This window comes from Streptomyces sp. NBC_00536 (assembly GCF_036346295.1).
Classification (GTDB): domain Bacteria; phylum Actinomycetota; class Actinomycetes; order Streptomycetales; family Streptomycetaceae; genus Streptomyces.
This window is the reverse complement of the sequence record NZ_CP107819.1, coordinates 7,733,701-7,758,312: the sequence shown is the minus strand read 5'-3', so window position 1 is coordinate 7,758,312 and position 24,612 is coordinate 7,733,701. Positions and strand designations below refer to the sequence as shown.

24 protein-coding genes and 2 pseudogenes are annotated in these 24,612 nt (G+C 73.8%); 12 read left to right on the top strand and 14 right to left on the bottom strand.

Translation table 11 applies throughout. The features are described from left to right. Nucleotides 1-69 precede the first annotated feature (69 nt). The 3 genes from OHS33_RS33210 to OHS33_RS33200 all read right to left on the bottom strand — a co-directional run bounded on the left by OHS33_RS33210 (nt 70) and on the right by OHS33_RS33200 (nt 2,532). Nucleotides 70-492 carry a GntR family transcriptional regulator gene (locus OHS33_RS33210; RefSeq protein WP_330334120.1) on the bottom strand — a complete coding sequence of 141 codons (423 nt, stop codon included), beginning with the start codon at nt 490-492 and terminating at the stop codon, nt 70-72. A 112-nt stretch (nt 493-604) separates the two neighbouring features. Continuing rightward, nucleotides 605-1,600: an ABC transporter permease gene (locus OHS33_RS33205; RefSeq protein ID WP_330334119.1), complete on the bottom strand. Its 996-nt coding sequence runs from the start codon at nt 1,598-1,600 to the stop codon at nt 605-607. Then, nucleotides 1,597-2,532: an ABC transporter ATP-binding protein gene (locus OHS33_RS33200; RefSeq protein ID WP_330334118.1), complete on the bottom strand. Its 936-nt coding sequence runs from the start codon at nt 2,530-2,532 to the stop codon at nt 1,597-1,599. The genes OHS33_RS33205 and OHS33_RS33200 overlap by 4 nt, the downstream gene beginning before the upstream one ends. A 137-nt stretch (nt 2,533-2,669) precedes the next feature. On the opposite strand from OHS33_RS33200, the gene OHS33_RS33195 reads away from it, so the two are divergent. The 7 genes and pseudogenes from OHS33_RS33195 to OHS33_RS33165 all read left to right on the top strand — a co-directional run bounded on the left by OHS33_RS33195 (nt 2,670) and on the right by OHS33_RS33165 (nt 8,025). Then, nucleotides 2,670-3,065, top strand: a complete 396-nt coding sequence (locus OHS33_RS33195) for a VOC family protein (RefSeq protein ID WP_330334117.1) — start codon at nt 2,670-2,672, stop codon at nt 3,063-3,065. A 77-nt stretch (nt 3,066-3,142) separates the two neighbouring features. Beyond that, nucleotides 3,143-3,331 carry a DUF6381 family protein gene (locus OHS33_RS33190; protein WP_330334116.1) on the top strand — a complete coding sequence of 63 codons (189 nt, stop codon included), beginning with the start codon at nt 3,143-3,145 and terminating at the stop codon, nt 3,329-3,331. A 150-nt stretch (nt 3,332-3,481) separates the two neighbouring features. Continuing rightward, complete coding sequence (locus OHS33_RS33185) at nt 3,482-4,678, top strand: serine hydrolase domain-containing protein (RefSeq protein ID WP_330334115.1); 1,197 nt, start codon at nt 3,482-3,484, stop codon at nt 4,676-4,678. A gap of 192 nt (nt 4,679-4,870) precedes the next feature. Beyond that, nucleotides 4,871-5,284, top strand: a pseudogene (locus OHS33_RS33180) (TolB family protein); the annotation flags it as partial. Between the two features lie 290 nt (nt 5,285-5,574). Beyond that, a pseudogene (locus tag OHS33_RS33175) lies at nt 5,575-7,290 on the top strand (amidohydrolase); the annotation flags it as partial. Further along, nucleotides 7,185-7,517, top strand: coding sequence for a helix-turn-helix domain-containing protein (locus OHS33_RS33170; protein WP_443065488.1), 333 nt, complete (start codon nt 7,185-7,187; stop codon nt 7,515-7,517). The pseudogene OHS33_RS33175 and the gene OHS33_RS33170, both read left to right, overlap by 106 nt. Before the next feature lie 64 nt (nt 7,518-7,581). Beyond that, nucleotides 7,582-8,025 carry a hypothetical protein gene (locus tag OHS33_RS33165; RefSeq protein ID WP_330334114.1) on the top strand — a complete coding sequence of 148 codons (444 nt, stop codon included), beginning with the start codon at nt 7,582-7,584 and terminating at the stop codon, nt 8,023-8,025. A 3-nt stretch (nt 8,026-8,028) separates the two neighbouring features. On the opposite strand, the gene OHS33_RS33160 is transcribed toward OHS33_RS33165, so the two are convergent. After that, nucleotides 8,029-9,396, bottom strand: a complete 1,368-nt coding sequence (locus tag OHS33_RS33160; RefSeq protein WP_330334113.1) for a M64 family metallopeptidase — start codon at nt 9,394-9,396, stop codon at nt 8,029-8,031. Between the two features lie 149 nt (nt 9,397-9,545). Between OHS33_RS33160 and OHS33_RS33155 the strand changes: the two genes are divergently transcribed. Next, complete coding sequence (locus tag OHS33_RS33155) at nt 9,546-10,919, top strand: tetratricopeptide repeat protein (RefSeq protein ID WP_330334112.1); 1,374 nt, start codon at nt 9,546-9,548, stop codon at nt 10,917-10,919. Nucleotides 10,920-11,025: 106 nt separating this feature from the next. Here OHS33_RS33155 and OHS33_RS33150 read toward each other — a convergent pair whose 3' ends face one another. The 7 genes from OHS33_RS33150 to OHS33_RS33120 form a co-directional block, all read right to left on the bottom strand. Further along, complete coding sequence (locus OHS33_RS33150; RefSeq protein ID WP_330334111.1) at nt 11,026-11,355, bottom strand: TcmI family type II polyketide cyclase; 330 nt, start codon at nt 11,353-11,355, stop codon at nt 11,026-11,028. A gap of 41 nt (nt 11,356-11,396) precedes the next feature. After that, the gene (locus OHS33_RS33145) at nt 11,397-11,876 is read right to left on the bottom strand and encodes an SRPBCC family protein (RefSeq protein ID WP_330334110.1); all 480 of its coding nucleotides are present in this window, start codon (nt 11,874-11,876) and stop codon (nt 11,397-11,399) included. 1 nt (nt 11,877) lies between these two features. Then, a complete protein-coding gene (locus tag OHS33_RS33140; protein WP_330334109.1) occupies nt 11,878-12,132 on the bottom strand; it encodes an acyl carrier protein in 255 nt (84 codons plus the stop codon). A gap of 72 nt (nt 12,133-12,204) precedes the next feature. Next, complete coding sequence (locus tag OHS33_RS33135) at nt 12,205-13,470, bottom strand: beta-ketoacyl synthase N-terminal-like domain-containing protein (RefSeq protein WP_330334108.1); 1,266 nt, start codon at nt 13,468-13,470, stop codon at nt 12,205-12,207. Beyond that, nucleotides 13,467-14,738: a beta-ketoacyl-[acyl-carrier-protein] synthase family protein gene (locus OHS33_RS33130; protein WP_330334107.1), complete on the bottom strand. Its 1,272-nt coding sequence runs from the start codon at nt 14,736-14,738 to the stop codon at nt 13,467-13,469. The genes OHS33_RS33135 and OHS33_RS33130 overlap by 4 nt, the downstream gene beginning before the upstream one ends. Next, complete coding sequence (locus OHS33_RS33125) at nt 14,735-15,190, bottom strand: cupin domain-containing protein (RefSeq protein WP_330334106.1); 456 nt, start codon at nt 15,188-15,190, stop codon at nt 14,735-14,737. The genes OHS33_RS33130 and OHS33_RS33125 overlap by 4 nt, the downstream gene beginning before the upstream one ends. Before the next feature lie 83 nt (nt 15,191-15,273). Next, a complete protein-coding gene (locus OHS33_RS33120; RefSeq protein WP_330334105.1) occupies nt 15,274-16,380 on the bottom strand; it encodes a SchA/CurD-like domain-containing protein in 1,107 nt (368 codons plus the stop codon). A gap of 212 nt (nt 16,381-16,592) precedes the next feature. Between OHS33_RS33120 and OHS33_RS33115 the strand changes: the two genes are divergently transcribed. Continuing rightward, nucleotides 16,593-18,230, top strand: a complete 1,638-nt coding sequence (locus tag OHS33_RS33115; RefSeq protein WP_330334104.1) for an FAD-dependent oxidoreductase — start codon at nt 16,593-16,595, stop codon at nt 18,228-18,230. Nucleotides 18,231-18,335: 105 nt separating this feature from the next. Here the strand turns inward: OHS33_RS33115 and OHS33_RS33110 are convergent, their stop codons facing one another. The 3 genes from OHS33_RS33110 to OHS33_RS33100 form a co-directional block, all read right to left on the bottom strand. Beyond that, nucleotides 18,336-18,566 carry an acyl-CoA carboxylase epsilon subunit gene (locus OHS33_RS33110; RefSeq protein WP_330334103.1) on the bottom strand — a complete coding sequence of 77 codons (231 nt, stop codon included), beginning with the start codon at nt 18,564-18,566 and terminating at the stop codon, nt 18,336-18,338. 151 nt (nt 18,567-18,717) lie between these two features. Beyond that, entirely contained in the window at nt 18,718-20,187 is a 1,470-nt protein-coding gene (locus OHS33_RS33105; RefSeq protein ID WP_330334102.1) for a UDP-N-acetylmuramoyl-L-alanyl-D-glutamate--2,6-diaminopimelate ligase, read from the bottom strand. Between the two features lie 492 nt (nt 20,188-20,679). Next, a complete protein-coding gene (locus tag OHS33_RS33100) occupies nt 20,680-21,471 on the bottom strand; it encodes a carbonic anhydrase (protein WP_330334101.1) in 792 nt (263 codons plus the stop codon). 176 nt (nt 21,472-21,647) lie between these two features. On the opposite strand from OHS33_RS33100, the gene OHS33_RS33095 reads away from it, so the two are divergent. From OHS33_RS33095 to OHS33_RS33085, 3 genes are all read left to right on the top strand, one after another. Beyond that, nucleotides 21,648-21,953 carry a hypothetical protein gene (locus tag OHS33_RS33095; protein ID WP_330334100.1) on the top strand — a complete coding sequence of 102 codons (306 nt, stop codon included), beginning with the start codon at nt 21,648-21,650 and terminating at the stop codon, nt 21,951-21,953. Nucleotides 21,954-22,163: 210 nt separating this feature from the next. After that, a complete protein-coding gene (locus OHS33_RS33090; RefSeq protein ID WP_330334099.1) occupies nt 22,164-23,993 on the top strand; it encodes a galactose oxidase early set domain-containing protein in 1,830 nt (609 codons plus the stop codon). Nucleotides 23,994-24,060: 67 nt separating this feature from the next. Further along, nucleotides 24,061-24,603 (top strand): GNAT family N-acetyltransferase, encoded by a 543-nt coding sequence (locus tag OHS33_RS33085; protein WP_330334098.1) that lies wholly within the window; start codon nt 24,061-24,063, stop codon nt 24,601-24,603. Nucleotides 24,604-24,612 lie beyond the last annotated feature (9 nt).

Genomic DNA, 24,612 nt, shown 5'->3' with positions numbered 1-24,612 from the left:
GGCGACCGGCAAGATCAACTCGCGGAACCTATCAGTCCGATATGCGGAGTTGGTACTCCGCATATCGGATCAGGCCAATTTCGGCTCTTTGTCGCGCGGCCGCGTCCCGGCGCCCGGGAAGGTATCCGTGAGCACCGCTTCGAACAGGGTCACCAGGTCCTCGGCGGCCAGCCCCTGTTCGCGCGCCTCGCGCGCCCACTCGGCGAGCCGGGCCCGCAGCGGGGACTCGGGGCCGGTCTGCGGTGTGACCAGGGTGCGGGTGATGAACGTACCCGCGCCCTGGCGCACTTCGACCAGCCCGGCCCGTTCCAGCTCCCGGTAGGCCTTGAGCGTGGTGTTGGGATTGACCTTCGTACTGGCGGCCACCTGCGCCGCGGTCGGCAGCTTGTCCCCCTCGACCAGCGCGCCCATGCGCAGCGCCTGCTCCACCTGCGCCACGATCTGGAGGTAGGTGGGCAGGCCCGCGCGGCGCTCTATCCGGAATACGACCACGTGAACCCGCCTCCTCGCTTCCCGTTCGGTGTGCCTTCGCCGCTGTGGACAGTGTGGACCCTCAGGGCCGGAGCGGTCCGTGCCGTCCGCACGGTCCGCGCGGTCCGCGCGTTCAGCTCGGGTACCGCCGGATCCACCACATGGCCAGAGCGGTCAGGGCCGCGGCCAGAACCAGGTAGATCCCGGCCTCGGTCCACTGCATCCCGGGCATCTGGTCGAAACTGAGGTAATCCCAGACCGAGTTCACGATCCCGAGCCTGGCCCGGCAGGCGTCCGGGACCGCGTCGTGCACACAGGTGCCGTACCCGTAGAGCTTGCCGGAGGCCGTGCCCACCCACTGGTCCGTCTGGACCGCGCGGTCGAGCACCGGGTAGTGGTCGGCGAAGGGATAGGTGATGCGGTGCGTGGTCACCAGCCGGAGCCGGAGGGATTCGACGGCGATGACCGCCGCGGCGGACAGCACGTAGGTCGCGGCGCTCGCGGCCACCGCGCGGCGGGCCATGACGCCGATGGCCATGCCCAGCGCGGTGGCGAACAGCGCGCTCGCCACCAGGACGGGGCCGGTGGCGCCGAAGACGCTGCCCTGGAGCCAGTCGCCCGCGCCGAACGGGGCGATGGAGTGCCACCACCAGGTGTGCAGGGCGCTCAGCGTCCCGGTGACGACCGTGACCAGGACCAGGGCGAAGCCCAGCTTCCAGCGCAGCCACCGCCCCCGGGACACCGACTGGGTGGCGACCAGCCGCGCGGTGCCCGATTCCCGGTCCACCGCGATCAGCGGGGCGCCGAGGAAGACGCCGAACAGTACGGGCAGCCGGGTCAGATAGCCGCTGTAGGAGTTGAAGTCGTTGCCGACCCGGTTGACCACATCCGGGTCGAGCGCGTCCGCGGGCGTGCCGGGCCATCCGGCGGCGTGCAGGGTGTCGAGCATCGCGCCGCGCTGGTGGACGGTCCAGGCGGCGCCGAGCACGGTCAGCGCGGCGCAGACGATCAGGACGGTGCGGTGCTGGCGCGCGATGAGCCAGGCCAGGCCGCGCAGCCGACGGGGCCGGCCGGGACCGGCGTCCTGGTGCGCGGGGGCCTCGTCGATGGTGTGGGTGGGCACGCTCATGCCGCGCTTTCCTCTCGGTGGACGGGAACGGCGGACGGGGACAGCAGGGCGGGCGCGTGCGGTGAGCGGAGGTAGGCGAGCAGTACCTCCTCCATTCCGGGTTCGGCGCGCTGCCAGTCACCGCCGAGGGGGCCCTGGCGGCGCACCATCGCGGTGAACTGCCGTCCGGCGGTGCGGACTTCGATCAGGGTGTGGTCGTGCAGCGCCGCGGGCAGCTCCCCGTCCACGGTCAGTCCGGTGACCACGCTGTGCATGGCCACCAGTTCATCGGCTTCACCGGCCATGCGGACCCGGCCGTCGGTGAGGACGAGGACGAAGTCGCACATGCCCTCCAGCTCCGCCAGGACGTGGGAGGACATGAGGACGGTGGTTCCGTGCTCGGCGGCCTCGGACATCAGCAGGGCGCCGATCTCATCCCGGGCCACCGGGTCGAGATCGGCCAACGGCTCGTCGAGGAGCAGGAGTTCGGGGCGCTTGCCGAAGGCGAGCGCGAGGGCGACGCGGGTGCGCTGGCCGCCCGAGAGCTGACCGGCGCGGGCGTTCGCCGGGATCCGGCCCTCCGCCACGATCCGCTCGGCGGTGGCCCGGTCCCAGCCGGGGTTGAGTTCCCGTCCCATCCGCAGGTGCTCCGCGACGGTGAACCGTTTGAAGAGCGGCTTGTCCTGACCCAGGAAGGACCAGCGGGACATGCCGTCCGGGGATCCGGCCGGGAGCCCGAGGATCCGCAGCTCCCCTTCCGTCGGCGCGTCCAGGCCCGCCGCCAGCCCCAGCAGGGTGCTCTTGCCCGCCCCGTTGGGTCCCACCAGGGCACAGACCCGGCCGGCCGGGACCCGGAACGAGCAGTCCCGCAGCGCCCACCCCCGCCGGTACCTCTTGCCCAGGCCGCCCGCCTCCACGGCCCATCGGGCGCCTGTCGTACCGGACATGGTCATGTTCCGCCCCACCCCCTATCCATCAATCCACTATGCGACTAGTGGAATAATCAGTCAGTGGATCTTCCCTGTCAACCAGCGTCCGCCCCGGCGCCCGACCCTGGGCCCCGGACGGGCACGGACTACGATGGATGACCATGGAACTCACTCAAATCCGCCTGCTGGTCACGGACTTCACCGCCTGCTACCGCTTCTACCGGGACGTTCTCGGCCTCACCCCGCAGTTCGACGACGAGCGGGGCCCGTACGCCAAGCTCTCGCCCGACGGCGGCAGCGCCGCGATAGCCCTGCACGACCGCGCACAGATGGCCGCACTGGTCGGGTCGCTCGCCGAGGCGCCCGAGGGCCACCGGGCGCTGATCGCGCTGCGGGTCGACGACCTCGATGCCACCCACGCCCTGCTCACCGCGCGCGGCGGCGTGTTCCTGCGCGATCCGGCCCCGCTGGGTGACCGGATCAAGGTGGCGCACCTCGCCGACCCCGAGGGCAACCTGGTCGAGTTGCAGGAGTGGGTCCGGGCTCACCCCGCGTAACGTCCCGGGATGCGGACGGGGCGTACTGCTGGTTCGCTGAATGCGCCCGCTCTCCCCGATCGACCAGAGGAGTGATCATGAGCGTTGCAGGCGAGTCCGGTGGCCGGGCCGGGCAGATGCGCGCGAAGGCGCAGGAGCTGAACGAGGCGGCCGAGCGGGCCGCCGACCCGCAGGACCGCCAACGGCTCAAGGACAAGGCGAAGCGCCTGCAGGAGCAGAGCGAGCAGGAGAGCAGGATCGACGATCCGGGCATGGACCTGCGGTAGTCCGCCCGGCTGTCCTGCCGGCCCCGCCGCGCGGGACCGGCGTGGCATCCGCGATGAATTCGCGCGGCCCCGGGAGTCTCTTCTCCGAGGGGCCGGCCGCGGGAGCGTGCGACCGGCCGGACGGACGTCGGACACGTGGAGTGTGGAGTCATGACCGGTCTGCGCGGGATTCTGGAACCGCCGGTGAACGCCGGGACACTGCCGGGCGCGGTGGCGCTGGTGGCCCGGGGCGACCGGGTCGAGGTGGCCGCCGTGGGGACCGCCGAGGCCGGCGGGAGCACTCCGATGGCCCGGGACACGATCTTCCGGATCGCCTCGCTGACCAAGCCGGTCACCGCCGCCGCGGTGATGCTGCTGGTCGAGGAGGGCCTGCTCACGCTGGACGGCCCGGTCACGCCCTGGCTGCCGGAGCTGGCCGACCGGGTGGTCGTCCGTACCCCGTCGAGCCCCGTCGCCGACGTGGTGCCCGCGGTCCGCCCGATCACCGTGTCCGACCTGCTGACCTTCCGCGCCGGATACGGCTTCCCCCGGGACTTCTCGCTCCCCGCGGTCGGCCTGCTCTTCAGCGAGCTGCGCCAGGGCCCGCCGCAGCCGCAGCGGGTCGCGCCGCCGGACGCCTGGATGAAGGCCCTGTCGGGGATTCCGCTGCTGTACCAGCCGGGCGAGGCCTGGCTCTACAACACCTGCTCGGACATCCTGGGCGTCCTGATCGCACGCGTCTCGGGGCAGCCCCTGCCGGAGTTCCTGGCCGAGCGGATCTTCGCGCCGCTCGGCATGACGGACACCGGCTTCGCCGTCCCGGCCGCCTCGCTGGACCGTTTCACCGGCTACTACCGGGCCGCCGCCGAGGAGGGCGGCGCGCCGGAGCTGGTCGACGCCCGCGACGGCGGGTGGACCCGCGTGCCCCCGTTCCCCTCCGGCACGGGCGGGCTGGTCTCGACCGTGGACGACTGGTACGCCTTCGCCCGGATGATGCTCGCCGAGGGAGCCCTGAGCCCCGGCACGGGCACGGGTACCGGCACCCGCACCGGCGCCACCGCCGCCCGGCTGCTGTCGCCCGGGTCGGTGCGGCTGATGACCACCGACTGCCTGACCCCGGCCCAGCGCGCCGGGGGCGAGCTGTTCCTGGAGGGCCAGGGCTGGGGCTTCGGCGGATCCGTCGACGTCGAGACGCGCGAACCGTGGAACGTACCGGGCCGCTACGGGTGGGTCGGCGGCACGGGCACGGCCGCGCACCTCGTCCCCTCCACCGGCGCCGTCTCGATCCTGCTGACCCAGCTGGAAATGAGCGGCCCGACGCCGCCGCCGCTGATGCGCGCCTTCTGGCGGTACGCGGCGGGCAGCTGACCGCCCCGCGCGGCCGGATCCGGCCACTCGTCACACAACCCCCGCGCCCGGGTGGTCCGTTCGTGCGGCAGCGGCCCCGTCCTCGCCGGAACCCCACCCCGGCTCCCCTGTGTTCGTCCCGTGGATCAATGCAGCGGGCCGCCCCGCCGTGATGTCGTCCGGGTCGCGATGGGCGGAGCCGCCGCGCTGGCCGCCGCCGCCGTCCCCCCGCCCGGGCTGGATCCGGCCCGGGTGTCCTGGTCGCCGGACGGTTCGCGGGTCGCCGTGTGCGCGTACCAGGACGGCGGGTTCCACCTCTGGACCATGGCCCCGGACGGTGGCGGGCTGCACCGGCTGACCTCCGGGCCCTGGGACGACCGGGGCGTGTCCTGGTCGCCCGACGGGACCCGGATCGCCTTCTCCTCCGAGCCCTGCGGCGACCCGGCGACGGGGGCCCCGTACCGGATCTGGACCGTGGACGTGCGCTCCGGCGCCCTCACCCGGCTGACCGGCGAACCCGGCGCCGAGGACTACGACCCCGCCTGGCACCCGGACGGCAGCCGCGTGCTGTTCGTCCGGGCGGGCGCCAAGGGCGGCCGGACGCTCGCCTGGGTCCCCGCCGCGGGCGGCGCGGCGACGGTGGAACGCACCCTGGACGACGGCGTGGCGGTGGGCCCGGCCGTCGGCCCCGGCGGCCGGGTGGCGTACGTACGGATGGCCGACTCGGCGCGGCCGGGCTCGGCGGCCAGTGCTGTGGCCGGGGAGGTTTGCCGGGTCGCGGTGTCCGGTGCCCTGGGGTCTCCCCAGGCCCGAAGGGCCGAGGGGACGCATCGCAAGGCGGAGGGCCGCGACTCGTACTGGACGTACCGTCGTGGTCCGACAACGCGGCGAGGCGCCGTACCGGGCGCCGCGACACGGTGAGCCTTCCCGGCCACAGCACTGGCTGCACCCTGATGGTCGACGGCGAACCGGTGACCGCCGATGAGGACGTCTCGCCGACCCCGCCCTGCTGGACCGCCGGGGGCGACCTCCTCTATGTGGCCGACGGGCAGGTCCGCCGGCTGCGCCCGCGGGACATCCCGCGCAGCGTCCCCTTCAGCGCGTCGCTGCGCGTCCCGCGGCCGGAGTACCGGCGCAAGCGGCACGCGTTCGACGGGACCTCCCCGCTCCCCGTGCGCGGGATCCATCTGCCCGTGCTCGCCCCGGACGGCGGGTCCGTCGCCTTCGTCGCGCTCAACTCCCTCTGGGTGATGCCGATCGGCGGCCGTCCGCGCGAGCTGGTGCCCGCCGATCCCTGCGCCTACGTGCAGATGCCCTCCTGGGCGCCGGACGGGCGCAGCGTGCTGTACTCCTCCGATCAGGGGGACGGCGCCGGGAGGGGCGACGGCGCGACCGGGCTGATCCGGGTGCACCGGCACTGGCTGGACGACGGGCGGGACGAGGTGCTGGCCACGGGCGGGCGGCTGAATCCCGTCCTGTCCCCCGACGGCCGCCGCCTCGCCTGCCAGGACACGACCGGCAACCTGCTGCTCCGCGATCCCGCCTCCGGTACGGAACGCCTCCTCGTCGCCCCGCTCGGCGGCAACGGGTTGCCGAGCGCGCCCAGTTGGTCACCGGACGGCCGCTACATCGCTTTCTGCGACCGCAACCGGATCAACCAGCGCTTCCGCGAGGGATACAACCTCATCCGGGTGGTCGACACCGCGACGGGCACGTGGACCGTCCATCTCCCGTCCCTGCACGCCTCCTTGTCCGACCGCGGCAACGGCGGTCCGGTCTGGTCGCCGGACGGCCGGAGCATGGCGTTCGTCATGGAGTCCGCGCTGTGGGTGCTGCCGGTGCGTCCCGACGGGGTTCCGGCGGGCGAGCCGCGCCGGATCACCGACGAGGCCGCCGACCACCCGTCGTGGTCCGGCAACTCCCGGACCCTGCTGTACACGTCGGGGGGCCGGCTGCGGACCGTGCGCGCCGATGGCTCCGGCCGCCAGGAGGTCCGAGTGCCCCTGGAGTACACCCGGCGGCTGCCGCCGCCCGCGCGGGTCACCCGGGTGCACGCCGGGCGGCTGTGGGACGGCACCGGGGAGGCGGTGCGCGAGGACGTCGACCTCGTCATCGGCGGCCACCGCGTCCTCGCCGTCGAGCCGCACCGCCCCGGCCCCGCGCGGCCCGGCGAGACCCTGCTGGACGCCTCCGGGTCCACGGTGATCCCGGGCCTCTGGGACGCGCACACCCATCCCTGGCCGCACACGTACGGAGCGCGGCAGGGCGCTCTGATGCTCGCCTACGGGATCACCTCCAACGCCTCGCTCGGCGGTTTCGCCCACGAGGGGGTCAGGATCCGGGAGTCGGTGGCGGCGGGCCGCTCGGCCGGGCCGCGGCTGTTCACCACGGGCGAGCTGATCGACGGCAGCCGGGTCGCCTACAGCATGGCGCGCGCCCACCGCACCGAAGAGGGCGTACGGCGCACCCTGGAGCGGGCCGTCGCGCTGGACCACGACTTCGTCGAGACGTACGTCCGCGCCCCGGCCTGGATCATGCGGGAGGCGGCGCGGACCGCGCACGAGCGGCTCGGCGTCCCCGTGGGCAGCCATCTGCTCTCGCCCGGGGTGGCCATGGGCCAGGATCTGATGACCCGGGGCTGCCGCCGAAGCGCGCCGCGCAGCTCGTCCGCTTCGACAGGGCGGTACACCGCCTCGCCGCGGGTGACGCCGCGGTCCGGGTCGCGGCGGACGGCGGCTACGCCGACCAGTCCCACCTGCACCGTGACGTGGCGGCCTTCGCCGGAGTGACCCCGTCGGCCGTGGCCCGCGAGCCGTGGCTGGCCGTCGACGATGTCGCCTGGCCCGGCCGCACGCGCTGACTGTCCGCGGCCCCGGCTAGAATCACCAGCTTGTTCGATTGCCGGGTGAAGTGGGGGTGCGTGGATGTCCGCGCAACTGAGGGATATCGCGAGTGAGTTGGCCGCCGTCCTGTGGCGGGAGCACACCGTCTACCGGGACCGGTCGGGCGAGGTGGTGATCCGGGGGGATCACGTGCAGCGGTGGATCAGCCTGTCCTCGGGCGCGGGAGCGGACGAGGTCCTGCTGCGCGCCGGACGGATCCTCGACGGCGGGACGACCGCCCCGGCCCGGTGCGAGGCGATCGCCCGGCGCTCCGCCGGTACGGGTGAACTGGCCACGGTCTGCCGTCGGCTGCTGGCCGAGACGGCGCCAGGCGCCACGGGGGCACCGCGTCCCGGCCGGGCCGGGCGGCCCCGCCGCCCCCGCCGCACCGGCCGGCACACCGGTTGGGCGTCGTGGCTGGTCGTCGTCTGCGTGGTCGGGCTGGTGGCCTACTACCTCCAGCTGACGCGGGGCGTCTTCTCGTAAGACTCAGAGGCGGACCTGCCATTCGGCGGTTGACCGCAGGGTCCGGGCGATCTCCGGGTCGCGTACCGAGGGGGTGCGGTCCTCGGCGGTGACCGTCAGCCGGTGCGCGCGCAGGTCGAACAGCCACAGTTCGCCGACGTGTACCTCGGTACGGCCCTCGAATCGTTTCTGCTCCCGTCCGTCCAGGTACCAGCGCACCACCGGCTGCCGCCCGTCCGGGCCGGTCAGCCGGGGTACGGCGACCTTCGCGGCGTCCCGGAGCCGTAGCGTGCGGCCGGTCGGGGCGAGCGGGGTGACCAGGTGCGCGTGCTGGTGGAAGCCCGCGATCATCGCCTCGACGCCGGGCAGGTTGAAGGGCTTGCCCAGCACCCGCATGATCGAGGCGTCGGTGGGCCGGTAGAGGCCGGACACGTAGTACCCGCCGCCCTCGTACGCGCCGACGGTACCGCCGTCGGGCGAGGTCTCGCCGAGCCAGCGGTACCACTTGGACCGCTGCCCGGCCATGGGACCGGCCGCGAGGGTGGAGGTGTTGGACTCGGCGGGCTCGGAGCCGGTGTAGTGCTCGTACTCGGGCACCCCGGGGTAGAAGTACTCGTCGGCGAGCTTGCCCAGCGAGTGGCCGGTCTCGTGGACGGCGACCTGGCCGGACTTCGGGTGGCCCGCCGAAGCGGTCGATATGCCCTCGTAGCCGAGGGTCGCACTGCGCTCGTTGTAGCCCGCGCCGCCGTACTTGGCGCTGTTGGCGAGGACGATCACCAGGTCGGCCGCGGGCGCCTTCGCCACGTAGCCGTCCACCTTGGGCTGGTCGACGCAGAGCAGCCGCTCGATCTGCTCGCACCAGAAGTACGAGCCGAGCGCGGTGTCGCGGACCGTCGCCGGGTCCGGGTCGCCGGAGACCCCGGACTCCCGGGAGACGGCGTCGACCGTCCAGACGTTGAAGAGGTTGCGGTAACTGGCGTAGGGCTCGACCGCGGAGAGTTCGGCCCACTTCTCCTTGGCGTCGGTGTGGAAGCGGTCCAGCTCCGCGGCGGTGTATCCGTCACCGACGACCACGATGTCCAGGCGGTCGGCCACCGGACCGTTGTCGATCATTTTGGTGACCGCTCCGTCGGCCATCCGCTCGGCCTCCGAGAGCCGCAGCGCGGGCTTCGCCCGCCCTTGGGACGGCACCCGCACCGACCCGGAACCGGCCTCGCCGCCGTGCTCCGGTCCGGGCACCTCCACGGGTACGCGGGTGGCGCCCGGCGGCGCGGTGGCCGGACGCGGCGCCGGGTCGGCGCTCGCCGCGCCCGGCCCCGCGGCCAGCAGGACGGTGGCGGCGCAGCAGGCCACGGCGACCGCGCGCAGGGCCGGACGGATGACTGGTCTCATGAAGTCCCCCCGGGGACAAAGAAGTTAAGCAGCCGGTTAAGCAGACTGAATCGAGTGCTTAAATTAGGGGGCGCAGGAGGCGTGCGCAATGGTCTGCGCGGCCCAATACTGGTCGTTCAGCGGAGCGTTGGCGGGAACGGGGAGCATCGATGGACGAACCGGCGGAGATCGGGCGCAGGGTGCAGCGGTTGAGAACCGAACGCGGGCTGACCCAGCGGCAGTTGGCCGAACCCTCCTACAGCGCCGCCTACGTCTCGACCCTGGAGTCCGGCAAGGTCCGGCCGTCCGAAACGGCCCTGCGCTTCCTCGCCGGCCGCCTGGACGTCAGTTACGAGGAGCTGGTCACCGGCAGGCCCGCCCACCTGGCCACCGAGCTGCGGCTCGGGCTGACCGACGCCCAGCGCGCGCTGGCCACCGGCGCCGCCGACGAGGCCGCCGACCGCTACCTGCGCCTCCTCGCCGAGGCGGAGCGGCTCGGCCTCCCCGCGGAGCGGGCCGAAGCACTGCTGGGCCTGGGCGACTGCGCGCTGGAGTCGGGTGAACTCACCGAGGCCGTCAGCCGGTTCGAGGCGGCGGAGCGGCTCCTGGAGGGCGAGCCGCTGCACCGCCGGGCCCGCCCGATCCGGGGCCGCGCGGTCGCGCTGCTACTGGCCGGTGAGCTGCGCTACGCCTGCTACCTGCTCGAATCCACCATCGACGAGCTGAACGCGGGCGGGCTGCCCGACCCCGAGGCGCTGGTGCTGCTCTACGCCGCCGTCATCGGCCCGTACATCGACATGGGCGCGCACGCCCGGGCCGCGCACGCGGCCGAACTCGCGCTCGCGCTGGCCCCCCGGGTCGGCGATCCGGCGCTGGTCGCGGGCATGCACCGGCAGGTGGCCCGGACCTTCCTCGCCGAGGGGCGGCCCGCCGACGCCGATGCCTCGCTCGCCAAGGCCCAGGAGATCTACCGGCAGCTGCGGCTGGGGGCCGACCTGGCGCACTGCCACTGGATGCGGGGGTACGTACAGGCGCAGAACGGCGAACTGCACGCGGCGGAGCGGGAGTTGCGCACGGCGCGGGACATGCTGGCGGCGCGCCGGGCCGCGCTCTACACGGCGCAGGTCGAGGTGGAGCTGGCCGACGTGCTGCGGCGCCTCGGCCGGTACGAGGAGGCGGCGGAGCTCCTGTCGGAGCTGCTGGAGCTGGGCGACCGGCACGGCGCGGTGCACGCGGGCGGGGCCCACCGGCTGCTCGGGCTGATCGCGCAGGAGCGCGGGGACACCGGCGCGGCCGAGGAGCACTACGTACGGGCGCTCGCGCTGCTGGAGCGCAGCGGGGCCTCGGGCGATCTCGCCGACCTGTGCCGCCTGCTGGGCGATCTGCTGCGGCGGGCCGGGCGCACGGAGGCGGCGCTGGACGCGTACCGGACCGGCCTGGGCCACCGCGCGGCCCCGGGGACCACGACCCTGGGCCCGGCGCCCGCCGCCCCGGCCGTCGAGGGACCACGGAGCGGATCCGGGGTGCTCCGCCTCCCCCGGTAGCCACCGTGACCCGGTGGTCGCGGGAACGGCCCACGGGCCGGGCCGGAGCGCCGCGCGGTGTGCGCCGCGGCGTCCGTCCCGGCCCGTGGGCCGTGCGCGGGTGGGCTCAGCCCGCGGGGCGCTCCCAGCGGTAGAAGCGCTGGGCCATCGCGTCCTTCGGGCTGCGCCAGGTCTCGGGGTCGTGCGGGCTGATGTACCGGGCGAGGCTGTCGCTGAGGCTGCGGAACTCCGGGTGCCCGGTGACCTCGGCGATGGCCGGTCCCGGCGGGGTGTCGGACTCGATCAGGTGCATGTACACGTCGCCGAACTGGAACAGGCTGCGGCGCTTGACGCCGACCAGGTGGGGCAGTTCGCCCGCGTCCGAGGCCGCGAACAGGTCGGCGATGTCGGGTGCGGAGCCGGGTGCCATACGGGCCACGATGAGCGCTTGGTGCATGGGAGGGGGACGGCCTTTCTGCTCGTGATGGCGGGTGGCGGTCAGCGGCCGCCGGCGGCGGGGACGGGGTGCTCCCGGCCGTGCTGCTCGATCTTGTCGCGGATCAGCTCCATCTGGATGCGGGAGTTGTGGTTGATCCGGTCGGTCATGCCCGCGTCGTCGATGGGGGCCTCCGGCTTCATCGCGAAGTCCTGCACCCAGCGCATCCGGGTGCCGCCGGGGACCGGGGCGTACTCCCAGTGGATGTTCATGTGCGCGAACGGGCCGGTCTCGACGCGGCGGGCCTTGACGGTGAGGCCGTCGCGGTCGACGGTGCGCTCCGAGACCCAGCTCCACACCACGCCGTTCTCGTCGGGGTGCATGGCGAGGCGGAACTTGGTGGTGTCACCGGCCTGGTCGAGGATCTCGATGGACGCGTACTCGCTGAAGAGCCGCGGCCAGTTGGGGAGGTCGTTGGTCATCTCCCACACGAGGTCGACGGGGGCCTTCACGGTGATCTCGTTGTCGGTGTGGCCGGCCATCTCAGGCTCCCGTCATCAGGCTGTTGTTGACCAGGTCGAGGAATTCGGCCGGGCTCTTGCAGCGGTCCGCGTCGGTCGGCAGCGCGCGGCCGCGCCGGTTCTCCAGTTCGCCGACGACGCCGAGCAGGCCCAGCGAGTCGAGGCCGTAGTCGTCGAACACGGCGTCCGGCCGGCTCGCCATCTCGGCGGGGTCGACGGTGATGCCGGCGGTCTTCATCAGGGCCGCCAGTTCTTCCATGGTGAGTCGGTCGGACATGGTGGTTCCTTCTTTCTGCGACTGCTTCTCTCTCGGTTACGGGCTCTCCGTCGGTTACGGGATCTCCGTCGGCTACGGGTGCCGCCCGCGGATGACGACCGCCGAGTTGGAGCCCATCAGGCCCCGGCTCAGCACGAGGGCGGTGCGCAGCTCCGCGGAGCGGGCGCCGCCGGTGACCACGTCCAGGTCGTGGCACACGTCGAAGACGTTCGGGGTGGGCGGGACGATGCCGTGTTCCAGGGCCAGGACGGCGGCGGCCACGTCCAGGGTCCCGGCCGCGCAATAGGCGCGCCCGGTACCGCTCTTGGGTGCGGTCACGGCCACCGTGCGGCCGTGCGCGCCCAGCGCCGCGTGCAGGGCCCGGGCCTCGGCGGCGTCGGCTTCCGGGGTGCCGAGGGCGTCCGCGAAGACGACGTCGACCTCCTCGGGGGCGCAGCCCGCCTCGCGCAGCGCGCCGCTGATCGCCCGGGCGAGGCCCTCGGCGGACTCCGCCCAGCGGCCGGGACCGGTGAAGGTCGCGGCGTGCCCGGCGAGTTCCGCGCGTACGGGCGCCCCGCGCGCCACGGCGGCCCGCTCGTCCTCGACGACGAACATGGCGCCGCCCTCGGCAGGGACGAAGCCGCAGGCCTTGTCGGTGAAGGGGCGGTAGGCCCGTTCGGGGTCGTCGCTGACGCTCAGCCCCGGGTAACCGAGCTGGCAGACCACCGAGTACGGGGCGAGCGGTGCCTCCGTCGCGCCGACGAGCATGGCGCGGCTGCCCTGGCGGATGGCCCGGGCGGCGTGCGCGAAGGCGTCGAGCCCGCCGGCCTCGTCGCTGGCCAGCACCCCGCAGGGGCCCTTGAACCCGCGCCGGATGGAGACCTGGCCGGTGCTCGCCGCGTAGAACCAGGCGATGGACTGGTACGGGCCCACGTAGCGGGGTCCGCGTCCCCAGAGCCGTTGCAGTTCGCGCTGCCCGAACTCGCCGCCGCCCGATCCGGCGGCGGTGACCACGCCCACGGAGTACGGGTCGTCTTCGTAGTCGGCGCGCCCGAGCCGGGCGTGGTCCAGGGCGAGGTCGGCCGCGGCGAGGGCGTGGTGGCTGAACCGGTCGGTCTGGACGAGGAAGCGTTCCTCGACGAGCGTGCCCGGGTCGAAGCCGCGGACCTCGCCCGCGACGCGCAGCGGGAGGTGTTCGCAGCCCTGCCGGGTGATCCGGCCGATGACCGCGTCCCCCGCCTGGGTGGCCTTCCAGAAGGCGTCGGCGCCGGTCCCGTTGGGTGCGATGACGCCGATGCCCGTGATGACGACCGCCGGGGGGCCGGACGGGCGCCCGGCGGCACTGGTACGGGTGTTCACACGCGCACCTCCTTCGGCCGGGACATGACCACGGCGGACTGGAACCCGCCGAATCCGCTGCCGACGGAGAGCACGTGGCGCAGCGGGTGCTCGCGGGCGGTGCGCGGTACGTAGTCCAGGTCGCATTCGGGGTCGGGGGTCTCGTAGTTGGCGGTCGGGGGGACCACCTGGTGCCGCAGCGCCAGGACGCAGGCGGCGAGTTCGATGGCGCCGATGGCGCCGAGCGAGTGGCCCACCATGGATTTGATGGAACTCATCGGGGTGTTGTAGGCGTGGTCGCCGAGGACCCGTTTGACCGCGGCGGTCTCGTGCCGGTCGTTCTGTTTGGTGCCGGATCCGTGCGCGTTGACGTAGTCGATGTCCGTGGCGGCGATCCGCGCCTGGCCGAGGGCCGTTTCGATGGCCCGGGCCATTTCCAGGCCTTCGGTGGTGAGCCCCGTCATGTGGTGGGCGTTGCCGAAGGTGGCGTACCCGCCGATCTCGCAGTAGACGGTGGCGCCGCGGGCCCGGGCGTGTTCCAGCTCCTCCAGGACGAGGACGGCGCCGCCTTCGCCGAGGACGAATCCGTCGCGGTTCGCGTCGAAGGGCCGGGAGGCGTGGGCCGGGTCGTCGTTGTTCGCCGAGGTCGCCTTGATGGCGTCGAAGCAGGCGACCGTGATGGGGGACACGGGTGAGTCGGAGGCGCCGGCGATGCAGACGTCCATCCGGCCCTCCTGGATGGAGTGGACGGCGTACCCGATCGCGTCGAGCCCGGACGTGCAGCCGGTGGACACGGTCTGTACCGGGCCCCGCGCGCCCGTCTGTTCGGCCACGGCCGAGGCCAGGGTGGCGGGGGTGAAGGCGCGGTGCAGGAAGGGCGAGGCGAGGTGCTCGTCCACGTCCCACCACTCGCCCCGCTGGCTGACGGCGACGTAGTCGTGTTCCAGGCGGGTGGTGCCGCCGACGGCGGTGCCCAGGGAGACGCCGGTGCGCCAGGAATCGTCGGCGGTGAGGTCGAGGCCCGCGTCGGCCACCGCCTCCCGGGCGGCGACCAGGGCGAACTGGATGTACCGGTCCGCCCGGGCCGCCGTGTCCTCGTCGAGGCCGTGCGCGGCGGGGTCGAAGTCGACCTCCGCGGCGATCCGGGACCGGAAGCCGGCCGGATCGAAGAGGGTGATGCCACGGGTCGCCGTACGGCCGTGGGACAGCAGGTCCCAGAAGGCTGCCGTGCCGATGCCGCCGGGCGCGACGACGCCGACTCCGGTGACGGCCACCCGGCGGCGGGTCACGACACCGCTCCGGTACGGTCCGGCGGACGATCCCACTCGACGGCCGTCGTGTGCGCCGCCGTATGCGGTGATTGCTCGGTGTCGACGTGGCCGAGTTCCGGCCGGGGGGCGAGCGGGCCGAGGTGGAAGACCATCCGGGCCTCGGTGTCGCCGATGTTGCGGAACCGGTGGCGCACGTTGAGGGGGACGAGCAGTCCCTGGTCGGTGCGCAGCGGGTGGGCCTCGCCGTCGAGGTCGACCTCCAGGTGCCCGGCCACCACGTACACGAACTCCTCGGAGTACGGGTGGTAGTGCTCGGCGATGGACTCACCGGGGGCCATCACGGCCAGGCCCATGAAACCGCTGGTGCAGCCCACCGAGGTCGGTGTGAGCACGGCTCGCAGATCTCCTCCGCGCCGGGTGTTGGGCTGCGTCTCGCTGAGGTCGACGATGCGTGGGCGTTCTCTGGTCATGGCGGACTTCCTCCGGGCGGAGACGGAGCCTGCACGAGGCTGTCGTGGCGGGGGTGGGTGAAGGGGGGTGGAACAGGTGGGGATCAGGACCGCGCGGGTGCGTGGCGGTCCGTGATCAGCTTCATGGGGTGGGGTGCGGCCGGGGCGGGTCCGGCCGGGCCCGCGAGCAGCCGGGCCAGGACCGCCGCCTTGCGCGGCCCTTCGATGCCGACGGCCGCGTCGGGGCGCGCGTCGGCCGGTCCGCACACGTCCAGGAGGCGTACGACGACGTCGTCGCGCTGGAAGATGCTGCTGCTGCGCACCGGACCGCCGGGGCGCCGGGCCGCGGACTCGTCCTGCTGGGAGAGGAACCGGGCGAGCGCGGGCCCGTAGCCCGGCTTGGCGGGGTAGAAGACGGCGCGGCGGTGGACCTCGGCGGCATCGGGCTCCCCGTCGCGGGCGGCGATGTGGTGGACCGCCGGAAGTCCGGCGCGCATGAAGAACATCCGGGCCGATTCGGGGTCGGCGAGGTCCCGGTCCTGTTCCAGGTACGGGTTGATGGCCTCTTCCACGGCGCGGACCTCGGGCTGTTCGGACACGTGCCGCAGGGCCGCCATCAGGTCGCCCTGGACCTCGACCGTACGCACCACCCGGTTGCCGTGCATGAAGAGGGTGGTGCGGCACAGCCGGGTGTGGTCGTCGACCCGGGCGGCCGGTGAGGCGTACGAGGAGAGGATCTCCGCGACGGCGGATTCGCTGCCCGGCTTGACCGTGAAGGTGAGGCCGTGGCGGACGATGCCCGCGCCGAGGCGGGGCGCGGGCTGGAGCCGGGCCCGTACCGCGGGGGACGCGGGGGCGTCGTAGCGCTTGCCGGTCTCGCGCAGGACGGTGAACTTCAGCGGCTTCATGGCGCGGGCGCAGGCGCCGAGCGGGCGGACCTGTTCGGCGTGCTCCTCGCTGTTGACCCAGGCCAGGTACTGCGGTGCGCTCTCCCACTCGCTGGTGATGAGCCATTGGGAGGGGTTCTCGAAGGACTGGCACAGCTGGTCGCCGAGATGTCCCGGGACGGACGCGATGTCGTGGCGGAGCTTTTCGTACGCCTCGAAGAACCGCTGCTGGGTGCCCTCGTGGAGGTCCATCAGCAGGACGACCCGGAGCATCGAGCCGTCGAAGGCGGACTGTGACACCCGTTCGGCCAGGGTGTTGGTCATCTGCTCACTCCTTCGTGAGGGCGTGGAGGCCATCGCGTTCCGACGTGGGGGGAGCGCTGTCCCTCATGCTCATCCGGACCGGGACGAATCGCTACATCTCACAATCAAGCGGGTGACAACGGGCGAATCGCCCGGGGTCCGTGGCCGATCGGGGGCATAAAGGAGTCCACTCCCCCGCACCGACCCGCACAGAAATCAGGAGCCCTTCGCCAATGGAAGAGAACGTCGACGTCCGCGTACCGGTCCTCGTCGTGGGCGGCTCCCTCGTGGGCCTGTCCACCTCGCTGTTCCTGAGCCGTCACGGCGTCAGGCACATGCTCGTCGAGAAGCACGCCGGTACGTCCGATCACCCGCGCGGACGCGGAATCAACGCCCGGACCATGGAGCTGTTCCGCACGGCGGGCGCGGAGCCCGCGATCCGGCGGGCCGCCTCCGCCCTGGAGGGCAACAACGGCATCCTGCAGACCGAGTCGCTGACCGGCGACCAGCACAACTGGCTGGTCAAGGCCATCGACCCGGGCGGAGCGCTGGCCCGGTTCAGCCCCACCGGCTGGTGCCTGTGCAGCCAGAACAACATCGAGCCCGAACTGGCCGCGCAGAGCCGGGCACAGGGCGCCGACGTGCGGTTCTCCACCGAACTGATGAGTTTCGACCAGGACGAGACCGGTGTGGACGCCCTGGTGAAGGACCGGGAGACCGGTGAGCACATCCGGGTGCGCGCCGACTTCCTGATCGCCGCGGACGGGCCGCGCAGCCCCGTCCGGGAGGCCCTGCGCATCCCCCAGTCGGGTGGCGGCGAGCTGTTCCACAACGTCAGCATCACCTTCCGCTCCGAGCGGCTGGCCGAGGTGCTGGGCGACCTGCGCTTCATCGTCTGCTACCTGATCCGCCCGGGAGCGGACGGGGCGCTGCTGCCGGTGGACAACCAGACGAAGTGGGTCTTCCACGCCCCGTGGCACCCGGACCAGGGCGAGACGCTGGAGGACTTCACCGACGAGCGCTGCGTACGCCAGATCCGCGAGGCGATCGGCGTCCCCGACCTGGACGTCGAGATCGGCGGAAAAGCCCCCTGGCACGCGGCCGAACGGGTGGCGCAGCGCTACTCCACCGGCCGGGTGTTCCTCGCCGGGGACGCCGCCCACGAGATGTGCCCGACCGGTGCCTTCGGCTCCAACACGGGCATCCAGGACGCGCACAACCTGGCGTGGAAGATCGCGGCGGTGCTCGACGGATCCGCCGGCATCGGCCTGCTGGACACCTACGAGGCCGAACGGCTTCCGGTGGCGAAGGCCACCAGTGAGCGGGCGTCGGCGCGCTCGGCCGAGCACAGCCACCCGGGCTACGCGCCGCCGCCGGTCATGGGCGGTGGCGGCCCCAAGAGCGGGGTGCTGCCGACGGCCATGGGGTACTGCTATCCGGTCGGCGCGGTCGTGGGCGGCGACCCGGGGCGCCCGGTCATTCCGGACGGACTGCGCCTGAAGGGTGACGTCGGCACCCGGGCACCGCACATGTGGCTGACCCGGGCCGGGCAGCGGATCTCCACGCTGGACCTGTACGAGCGGTCCTTCGTGCTGCTCAGCGCCCCGGGCACGGCGTGGGCGGGGGCGGCCGGGGAAGCGGCCCGGCGCACCGGGGCACGGCTGGACTCCTACACGATCGGGTCCGGCGGCTCGGGGGCCGATCTGGTCCAGGCCGACGACGCCGACTGGACCGAGGTGCACGAGCTGCCCGCCGCGGGCGCCGTCCTGGTCCGCCCGGACGGATTCGTGGCCTGGCGCGCGGACGGCGCCGCGGCCGATCCGGAGACGGTCCTGTGCGACGTGCTGTCGAAGGTGCTCCGCACGGCCTGAGACCGCACTGCCCGAGGCCGGACCGCCTGAGATCGCACGGCCTGAGGCCGGACAGCCTGAGGCCGGAGGGGCACCCGCCCGGCCGCCACCCGGGGCCCGCCGCCGTCAGCCGCAGGCCCAGCACCCCGCCCAGCATCCGTGGGCCCGCGGTCCCGGATGCCGGTGGCGGGGTGCCCGGGCGGGCCGGGCGGGGCGGCCGGCTTCCCGGGCGGCGTGCGAGGCACGGCCCACGAGGCAGGCCACCACGACCGCGATCGCGGCCAGTTCCTCGGGTTCGGCGGTGCCGCGGTGGACCCGCAGCAGGCTCGATATCGGCGCGTCCGATTGCATCGACATGGCCTCTCATCAGGAGAGTTCACCGTGTCGGGCCGCTGGGTTGTCTCTCGGCCCCTGACGCTGTCGACGCTACGAGCACCCGGTGGTCCTGTCGTGCCGGGCGGCTCCGTCCACACCCATCCGGGCGACACGCCCGGGCGCGGGGGCGGCCCTACGGCCCGGCGAGTTCGCGGACCGTCGCCATGTCACTGAAGGGGAGCAGCCGGTCGCCGATGATCTGGTGCGGCTCGCTGCCCTTGCCCGCGATCAGGACGGTGTCGAGCGGACCCGCGACGGACAGGGCGTGGGCCACGGCCTCCCGGCGGTCGGCGAACCGCTCGAAGGGCGTACCGGTCGCCGCGAGGCCCGGCGCGATCTGGTCCAGGATCCGCTCCGGGTCCTCGTTGCGGGGGTTGTCCGAGGTCAGGACGCACAGGTCGGAGTGGGTGCCCGCGATCCGCCCCATCTCGGCCCGCTTGGTGGTGTCCCGGTCCCCGCCGCAGCCGAAGACCGTGATGACGCGGCCGCGCGCGAACCCGCGGATGGCGGTCAGCACCTTGTCCAGCGAGTCCGGCGAGTGCGCGTAGTCCACGATCACGGAGGTTCCCCCCGGGGTGCGCATCCGCTCGAACCGGCCGGGCACCGGCGGCATCACGGCGAGCGCGGCCACCAGCCCGGGCAGCTCGTGCCCCAGGACGTGGCAGGCCGCCAGGGTGGCCAGCGCGTTGGCGACGGAGAACCGGCCGGGGACGGGAAGGGACGCGGCGTACTCCCGCCCGTCGTGGCACAGGGTGAACCGGGTGCCGGAGGCGTCCATCACCAGACCGGTGGCCCGGTAGTCGGCCTCCGTGTCCAGGGCGTACGTGGTCACCGCGTCCGGCATCAGCTTGCGGATGCCCTCGCCCACCGGGTCGTCGACGTTGACCACGGCCTGCCGGCACAGCCCCTGGAACAGGCGGAGTTTGGCGTCGCGGTAGTTCTCCATCGTGCCGTGGTCGTCCAGGTGGTCCTGGGTCAGGTTGGTGAACACCCCGACGTCGATGAACGTACGGTCCACCCGGTGCGTCAGCAGGGCCATCGAGGTGGCCTCCAGGACGGCGCTGGTGGCCGCGCGGTCGCGCATGCACCCCAACAGGTACTGCAGATCGGGCGATTCGGGGGTGGTCAGCACCGAGCGGGGCATCGGGATCAGTTCGTCGCCGATGCGGCTGCCCGCCGTGCCGATAACCCCCACCTTCGCGCCCTCGGCGATCCGCAGCACCGACTCGACCATGTAGGAGACGGAGGTCTTGCCGTTGGTGCCGGTGATGGCCACCACGTCCATCTGCCGCCCCGGTTCGCCGAAGTAGCGGGAGGCGGCGACCGCGGCCGCCTTGCGGGTGTCCGCCACCCGTACGACGCATCCGCCGGGCGCCGGGACCCGCGGGGCCCCCGCCCCGACGAGGACGGCCGCGGCGCCGCGCGCGAGGGCCGGTCCGACGGCGGCGGGACCGCCCTCGACATGGCCGGGAACGGCGATGAACAGCGAACCGGGGGTGACCCGGTCGACGTCGAAGGTGGGCCCCGCGGTGATCGCCACCGTCTCCGGGTCGCCCCGGAGAACCTCGTGGTCGTGCCCTGCCAACAGCTCGCTGAGCTTCATGGTGGTCCCTTCGAAGGTGGCGCGCGGCCCGGTCGTGCGGCTGCGGCCAGGCGGCAGCTCCGGCGGTGCGCCGGTGGCTGCGGTGAGAAGTGCGCGCCCGCGGCCCGGACCGGCGGGCGGGTGCCCGCGGTGTTCCGGGTGCTGTGGGGACGGTGGTGACCGGTGATGACCGGTGGTGGTGACCGCTACGGGCCCGGGAGACGGGGCGCGGGGCGGTGCGCGCGGGTCAGTGCGCGCGGTTCGATGCGCGCGGCTCGGAGCGCGGGGCGGAGCGGCTGCGGAAGATCGCTAGCCGTGGCCGTGCAGCGCGAAGGCGGCCCGGTGCGGGCACTTCCCCTTGACGCGTGTGCGAGTACGACCCATGCGCCGAGTGTACGTGCGGTGGAGCGGCCGGAATCCCGCGTGAGCGGCGCGGGGGGTGCCGCCCGGCGCCGGGGACGGATCCCCCGCGGCGCCGGGCGGCGGCGGTCAGGACAGGCGTCAGGACAGGCGTCAGGACAGGGTGCGCACTCTCTGGTCGCGCAGCTCGTAGCGCGCGGAGACCACGGCCAGCCTGCCGGTGGCTATGCGCCGCGCCAGGTCGGGTTCCGCCGCGAGCCGCTGCCGCGTGCGCCGGGCGTGGGCGTCGATGGTCGCGCTGACGCGGGCGTCGCCGTGCTGGGTGCGGTCGATGGCGGGCCGGATCTGCTCGGCCAGGTACTGGATGTGCGCGGGCAGCGGCTCGCCGCTCTCGTCCGCGTGCACGGCGGCGCCGACGGCTCCGCACGACTGGTGGCCCAGCACCAGCACCAGCGGGACGTCCAGTTCGAGGACCCCGTAGGCGATGCTGCCGAGCACCGCCTCGTCCAGTACCTCGCCCGCCGTGCGGACGGTCAGCAGATCGCCGAGGCCCTGGTCGAAGACCAGCTCCGGAGGGACCCGGGAGTCCACGCAGCCGAGCACGACGGCGAAGGGGTGCTGGCCCTGGACCAGCTGGAGCCGTACGGACGGCGTCTCGTGCGGGTGTTCCTGGCGGTACGCCGCCCAGCGCCGGTTGCCCGCCGCCAGGCGGCGCAGCGCCTCCTGCGGGGTGGCGGGGCGGCTCTCGGCCACCGGGGCGGCGGAGGCGGGGAAGGCGGAGCCGAGGGCGAGGACGGATCCGGCGGCGGCCGTTCCGGCGACCGCGGTGCGCAGCAGGGCGCGGCGGCTCGGCGGCGCGTGGGCCGGGGCGGGGACGACGGCGGCGGGGGCGACAGGGGCGGGGACGGGGAGGACGGGGGTGGACGCCCGTCTGTTCGAATACATGGCGGGACGCTAATCCGGCACCCCCGGCACCCGGCCGACTACCGGCGGGTATTGGCGGGATCGTCCCGGGACTCGGCCAGATCGAGACGGCCATCTCACCCACCGGACGGCCGGCAGTGGTGCGCGGGCAGCCCGGGACCCCGCCGCGTAGCGTGGAAGCAGAGGAGATGAGGATCATGAGCGGACGGATATTGAGCGAAGTCAGCGCCGTCGTCGCGGCCGAGCGCGAAGCCGACCTCGTCGCCGCCTACCGTGAGCTCGTCGCCGGCCCCCTCCCCGACGGGCTGGTGCGGAGCGAGCTGCTCGGTGGAGCGGACGGACTTTGGCGCATCCAGACGCTGTGGCGGGACCGTGCCGCACTGGAGGCCGTGCGCGCCGCCCCGGAGGGGCCGTCGGCGCCCCGGCTCTTCCGCGAGGTCGGCGCCGACCCCGGACTCGCGCTGTTCGAGGTCAAGGTCCACGTGACCGCCGAACCGAGCTGACGGCCTGGACGGACACAGGCGCGGACACGGACGCTGGCACGGACGCGGACACCGGCCCCGGCACCGGCACCGGCACCGGCACGGACACGGACCCCGTCGCGTGCGCGGCACGCCCACCAAATTGTTCCTTTCCTCCTACTATGGGCCGCGATTCGGCCCGAGGGTGCGGGAGATCACCCGGTGGCGTCCCCTCTCGTGTCCAGGAGCCCCATGCCCCGCGCACACCGGTCCGCCGCCGTACGGTCCGCCGTCCTGTCCGCCTGCGTGATCCTCTCCACCCTCTCCTCCCTCGCCGCCCTGGCCCCCGCCCCCGCCTCGGCCGCTCCCCCCGCCCCCGACCCCGGCGAGGCCGCCGTGCTCGGCGAGGACCACGCCCGGGAGCACGCCCGGATGCGGCAGGCCACCGGGGGCACCGGCGCCGCCGCGTACCCGCAGGCCAGGCGCACCGCGAGCCTCGACGCCCTGCGGACCTCCCAGCTGGCGGCGAACGCCGCCTTGAGCCCCGCCGTGTCGGGCCAGTTCACGGAGTACTTCCCCTCCCCCGACTTCGGGGTCCACATCGCCCAGCTTCCGACGGGCAAGGTGCTCCTCTTCTCCTTCGAGCGCGTGGGCACCGACCCCACCAAGGAGACCGGCCCCACCGACCGGATCGGCCGTACGAACGCCGGGCGCGCCTACCTCTGGGACCCGGCCAAGGGCACCGGGTCCCGCGCCTTCAAGGAGGTCCGGCCGCCGACCGTGCTGATGCCCGACGGTCTGTACGTGCCCCGGCCCGCCCCCTTCTTCTGCGCCGGGCACGCCTTCCTGCCGAACGGCATGGTCGCCGTGTTCGGCGGCAACGTCGGCGGCAAGGGCGGTACCGGCGCCAAACTGTCCTTCGTCTTCGACCCCTGGACCGAGACCTGGTTCCGCAACCGCGACATGTCCGTGGGCCGCTGGTACCCCTCGGTGGTGACCGGCGCGGACGGACGCCAGTACGTCATGTCGGGCCAGTCCGAACGCGGTACGGGCACGCCCACCCCGGTCGTGGAGCGCTTCCCCGCGCGTTCGCGTCCCGTGCCCTGGCGGACGTACGACATCCCCGTGAACCTCCCGGTGGAACGCTTCGGGGCCGACGCGCCCTTCCGCAACGACTACCCGCACCTCTTCTCGCTGCGGGACGGCATGATCTACGGGCTCGGGCGCGACGCGGACCAGCAGTGGCTCTTCGACCCGGTCAAGGAGACCCGGAGCGACCTGGCCCGGCGGCCCGCCGACTTCCGGGGATACGGCTCGGCCGTGCCGCTGCCGGCCGGGTTCCGCGGCCCCGACGCGGTCCTCGTGCTCGGCGGGGACCCGCACGACCCGAACACCTACCGGCTCGCGGGCGGCACGTGGACCACCGAGGAGCCCCGCGCCTTCGGCCGGACCCAGGACGACACCCTGATCCTCCCCGATGCCACCCTGCTCACGGTCAACGGAGCCCTGGACACCCGGGATTACGGCCACGGCCCCTTCAATCCGGAGGCCGACCTGAAGTACCGGCAGACCGAGATCCGCGGCGCGGACGGGCGCTGGCGCCTGGGACCGGCCCAGCGGCTGCCCCGCGGCTACCACTCCAACGCCCTGGTGATGCCGGACGGGCGGGTCATGGTGACCGGGGACGAGCTCCAGCAGATCGCCAACGACCCGGACATCCGCGACGGCATGGACGGCAGCATCGAGCTGTACGAGCCCGCCTACCTGCACCGCGGCGCGCGGCCCGCCCTCGACCGGGTGCCCGGCGGCGACCTCGGCTACGACACGGAGTTCCGGGCCTCGACCTCGACGCCGGACGAGGTGGCGCGCGCCGTGCTGCTCGCCCCGACGACCGTCACCCACGCGGTGAACACCAGCCAGCGCCACCTGGAACTGCGCCTCACCGGCGCCCGGGGCGACTCGGTCGGCCTGCGCACGCCCCCCAGCGCCGCCGACGCCCCGCCCGGCTACTACATGCTGTTCCTCCTGAACGCCCAGGGCGTCCCCAGCACCGCGCGCTGGATCAAGCTCGGCACCCGCTGACCCTCGGCACCCGCTCACCACCGAAAACCCCGCGCCCCGGGCCCGGCCGCCCGGGCACAATGCGCGGATGCGCACCGACGTCACCCTGCGACCCCTCGACCCCGACCTGCTCGACGCGCTGCTGCGCACCGCGGTGGCGGACGCCGATCCGCGGGAGGTGATGCCTCCGGTGCCGGGATCCACCGGGTGGACCGCCGGGGCCCGGGAGGCGTTCCTCCGCTTCCACCGCTCCCGGTCGCTGTCCGCCGAGCCGGTGGAGGCCACCTTCGCCGTCCTCGTGGGACCGGAGGTGGCCGGGGCCGCCCGGCTGTGCCCGGCCGCGGCACCGGCCGGCCCGGCGGCCGCGTCGGGGCGGACCGTCGAGGCGGGGCGGACGGCCGAGGCGGGGGTCTGGATCGGGCGCGGGCACCGGGGGGCCGGGGTGGGCGGGGCCGTGCTGCGGCAGCTCCTCGACCGCGCACGGGCCGACGGCTTCGAGGCGGTGCTCATCAGCACGCGCCCGGACAACACCCCCGTCCACCGCCTGATCACCGCCCTGGGCGTCGCCCTCGTCCACGGGCCGGACGCCGTCACGGCCCGGGTGGACCTCACCCCCGGTCGGCCCGCTTAGCCCGTGGAC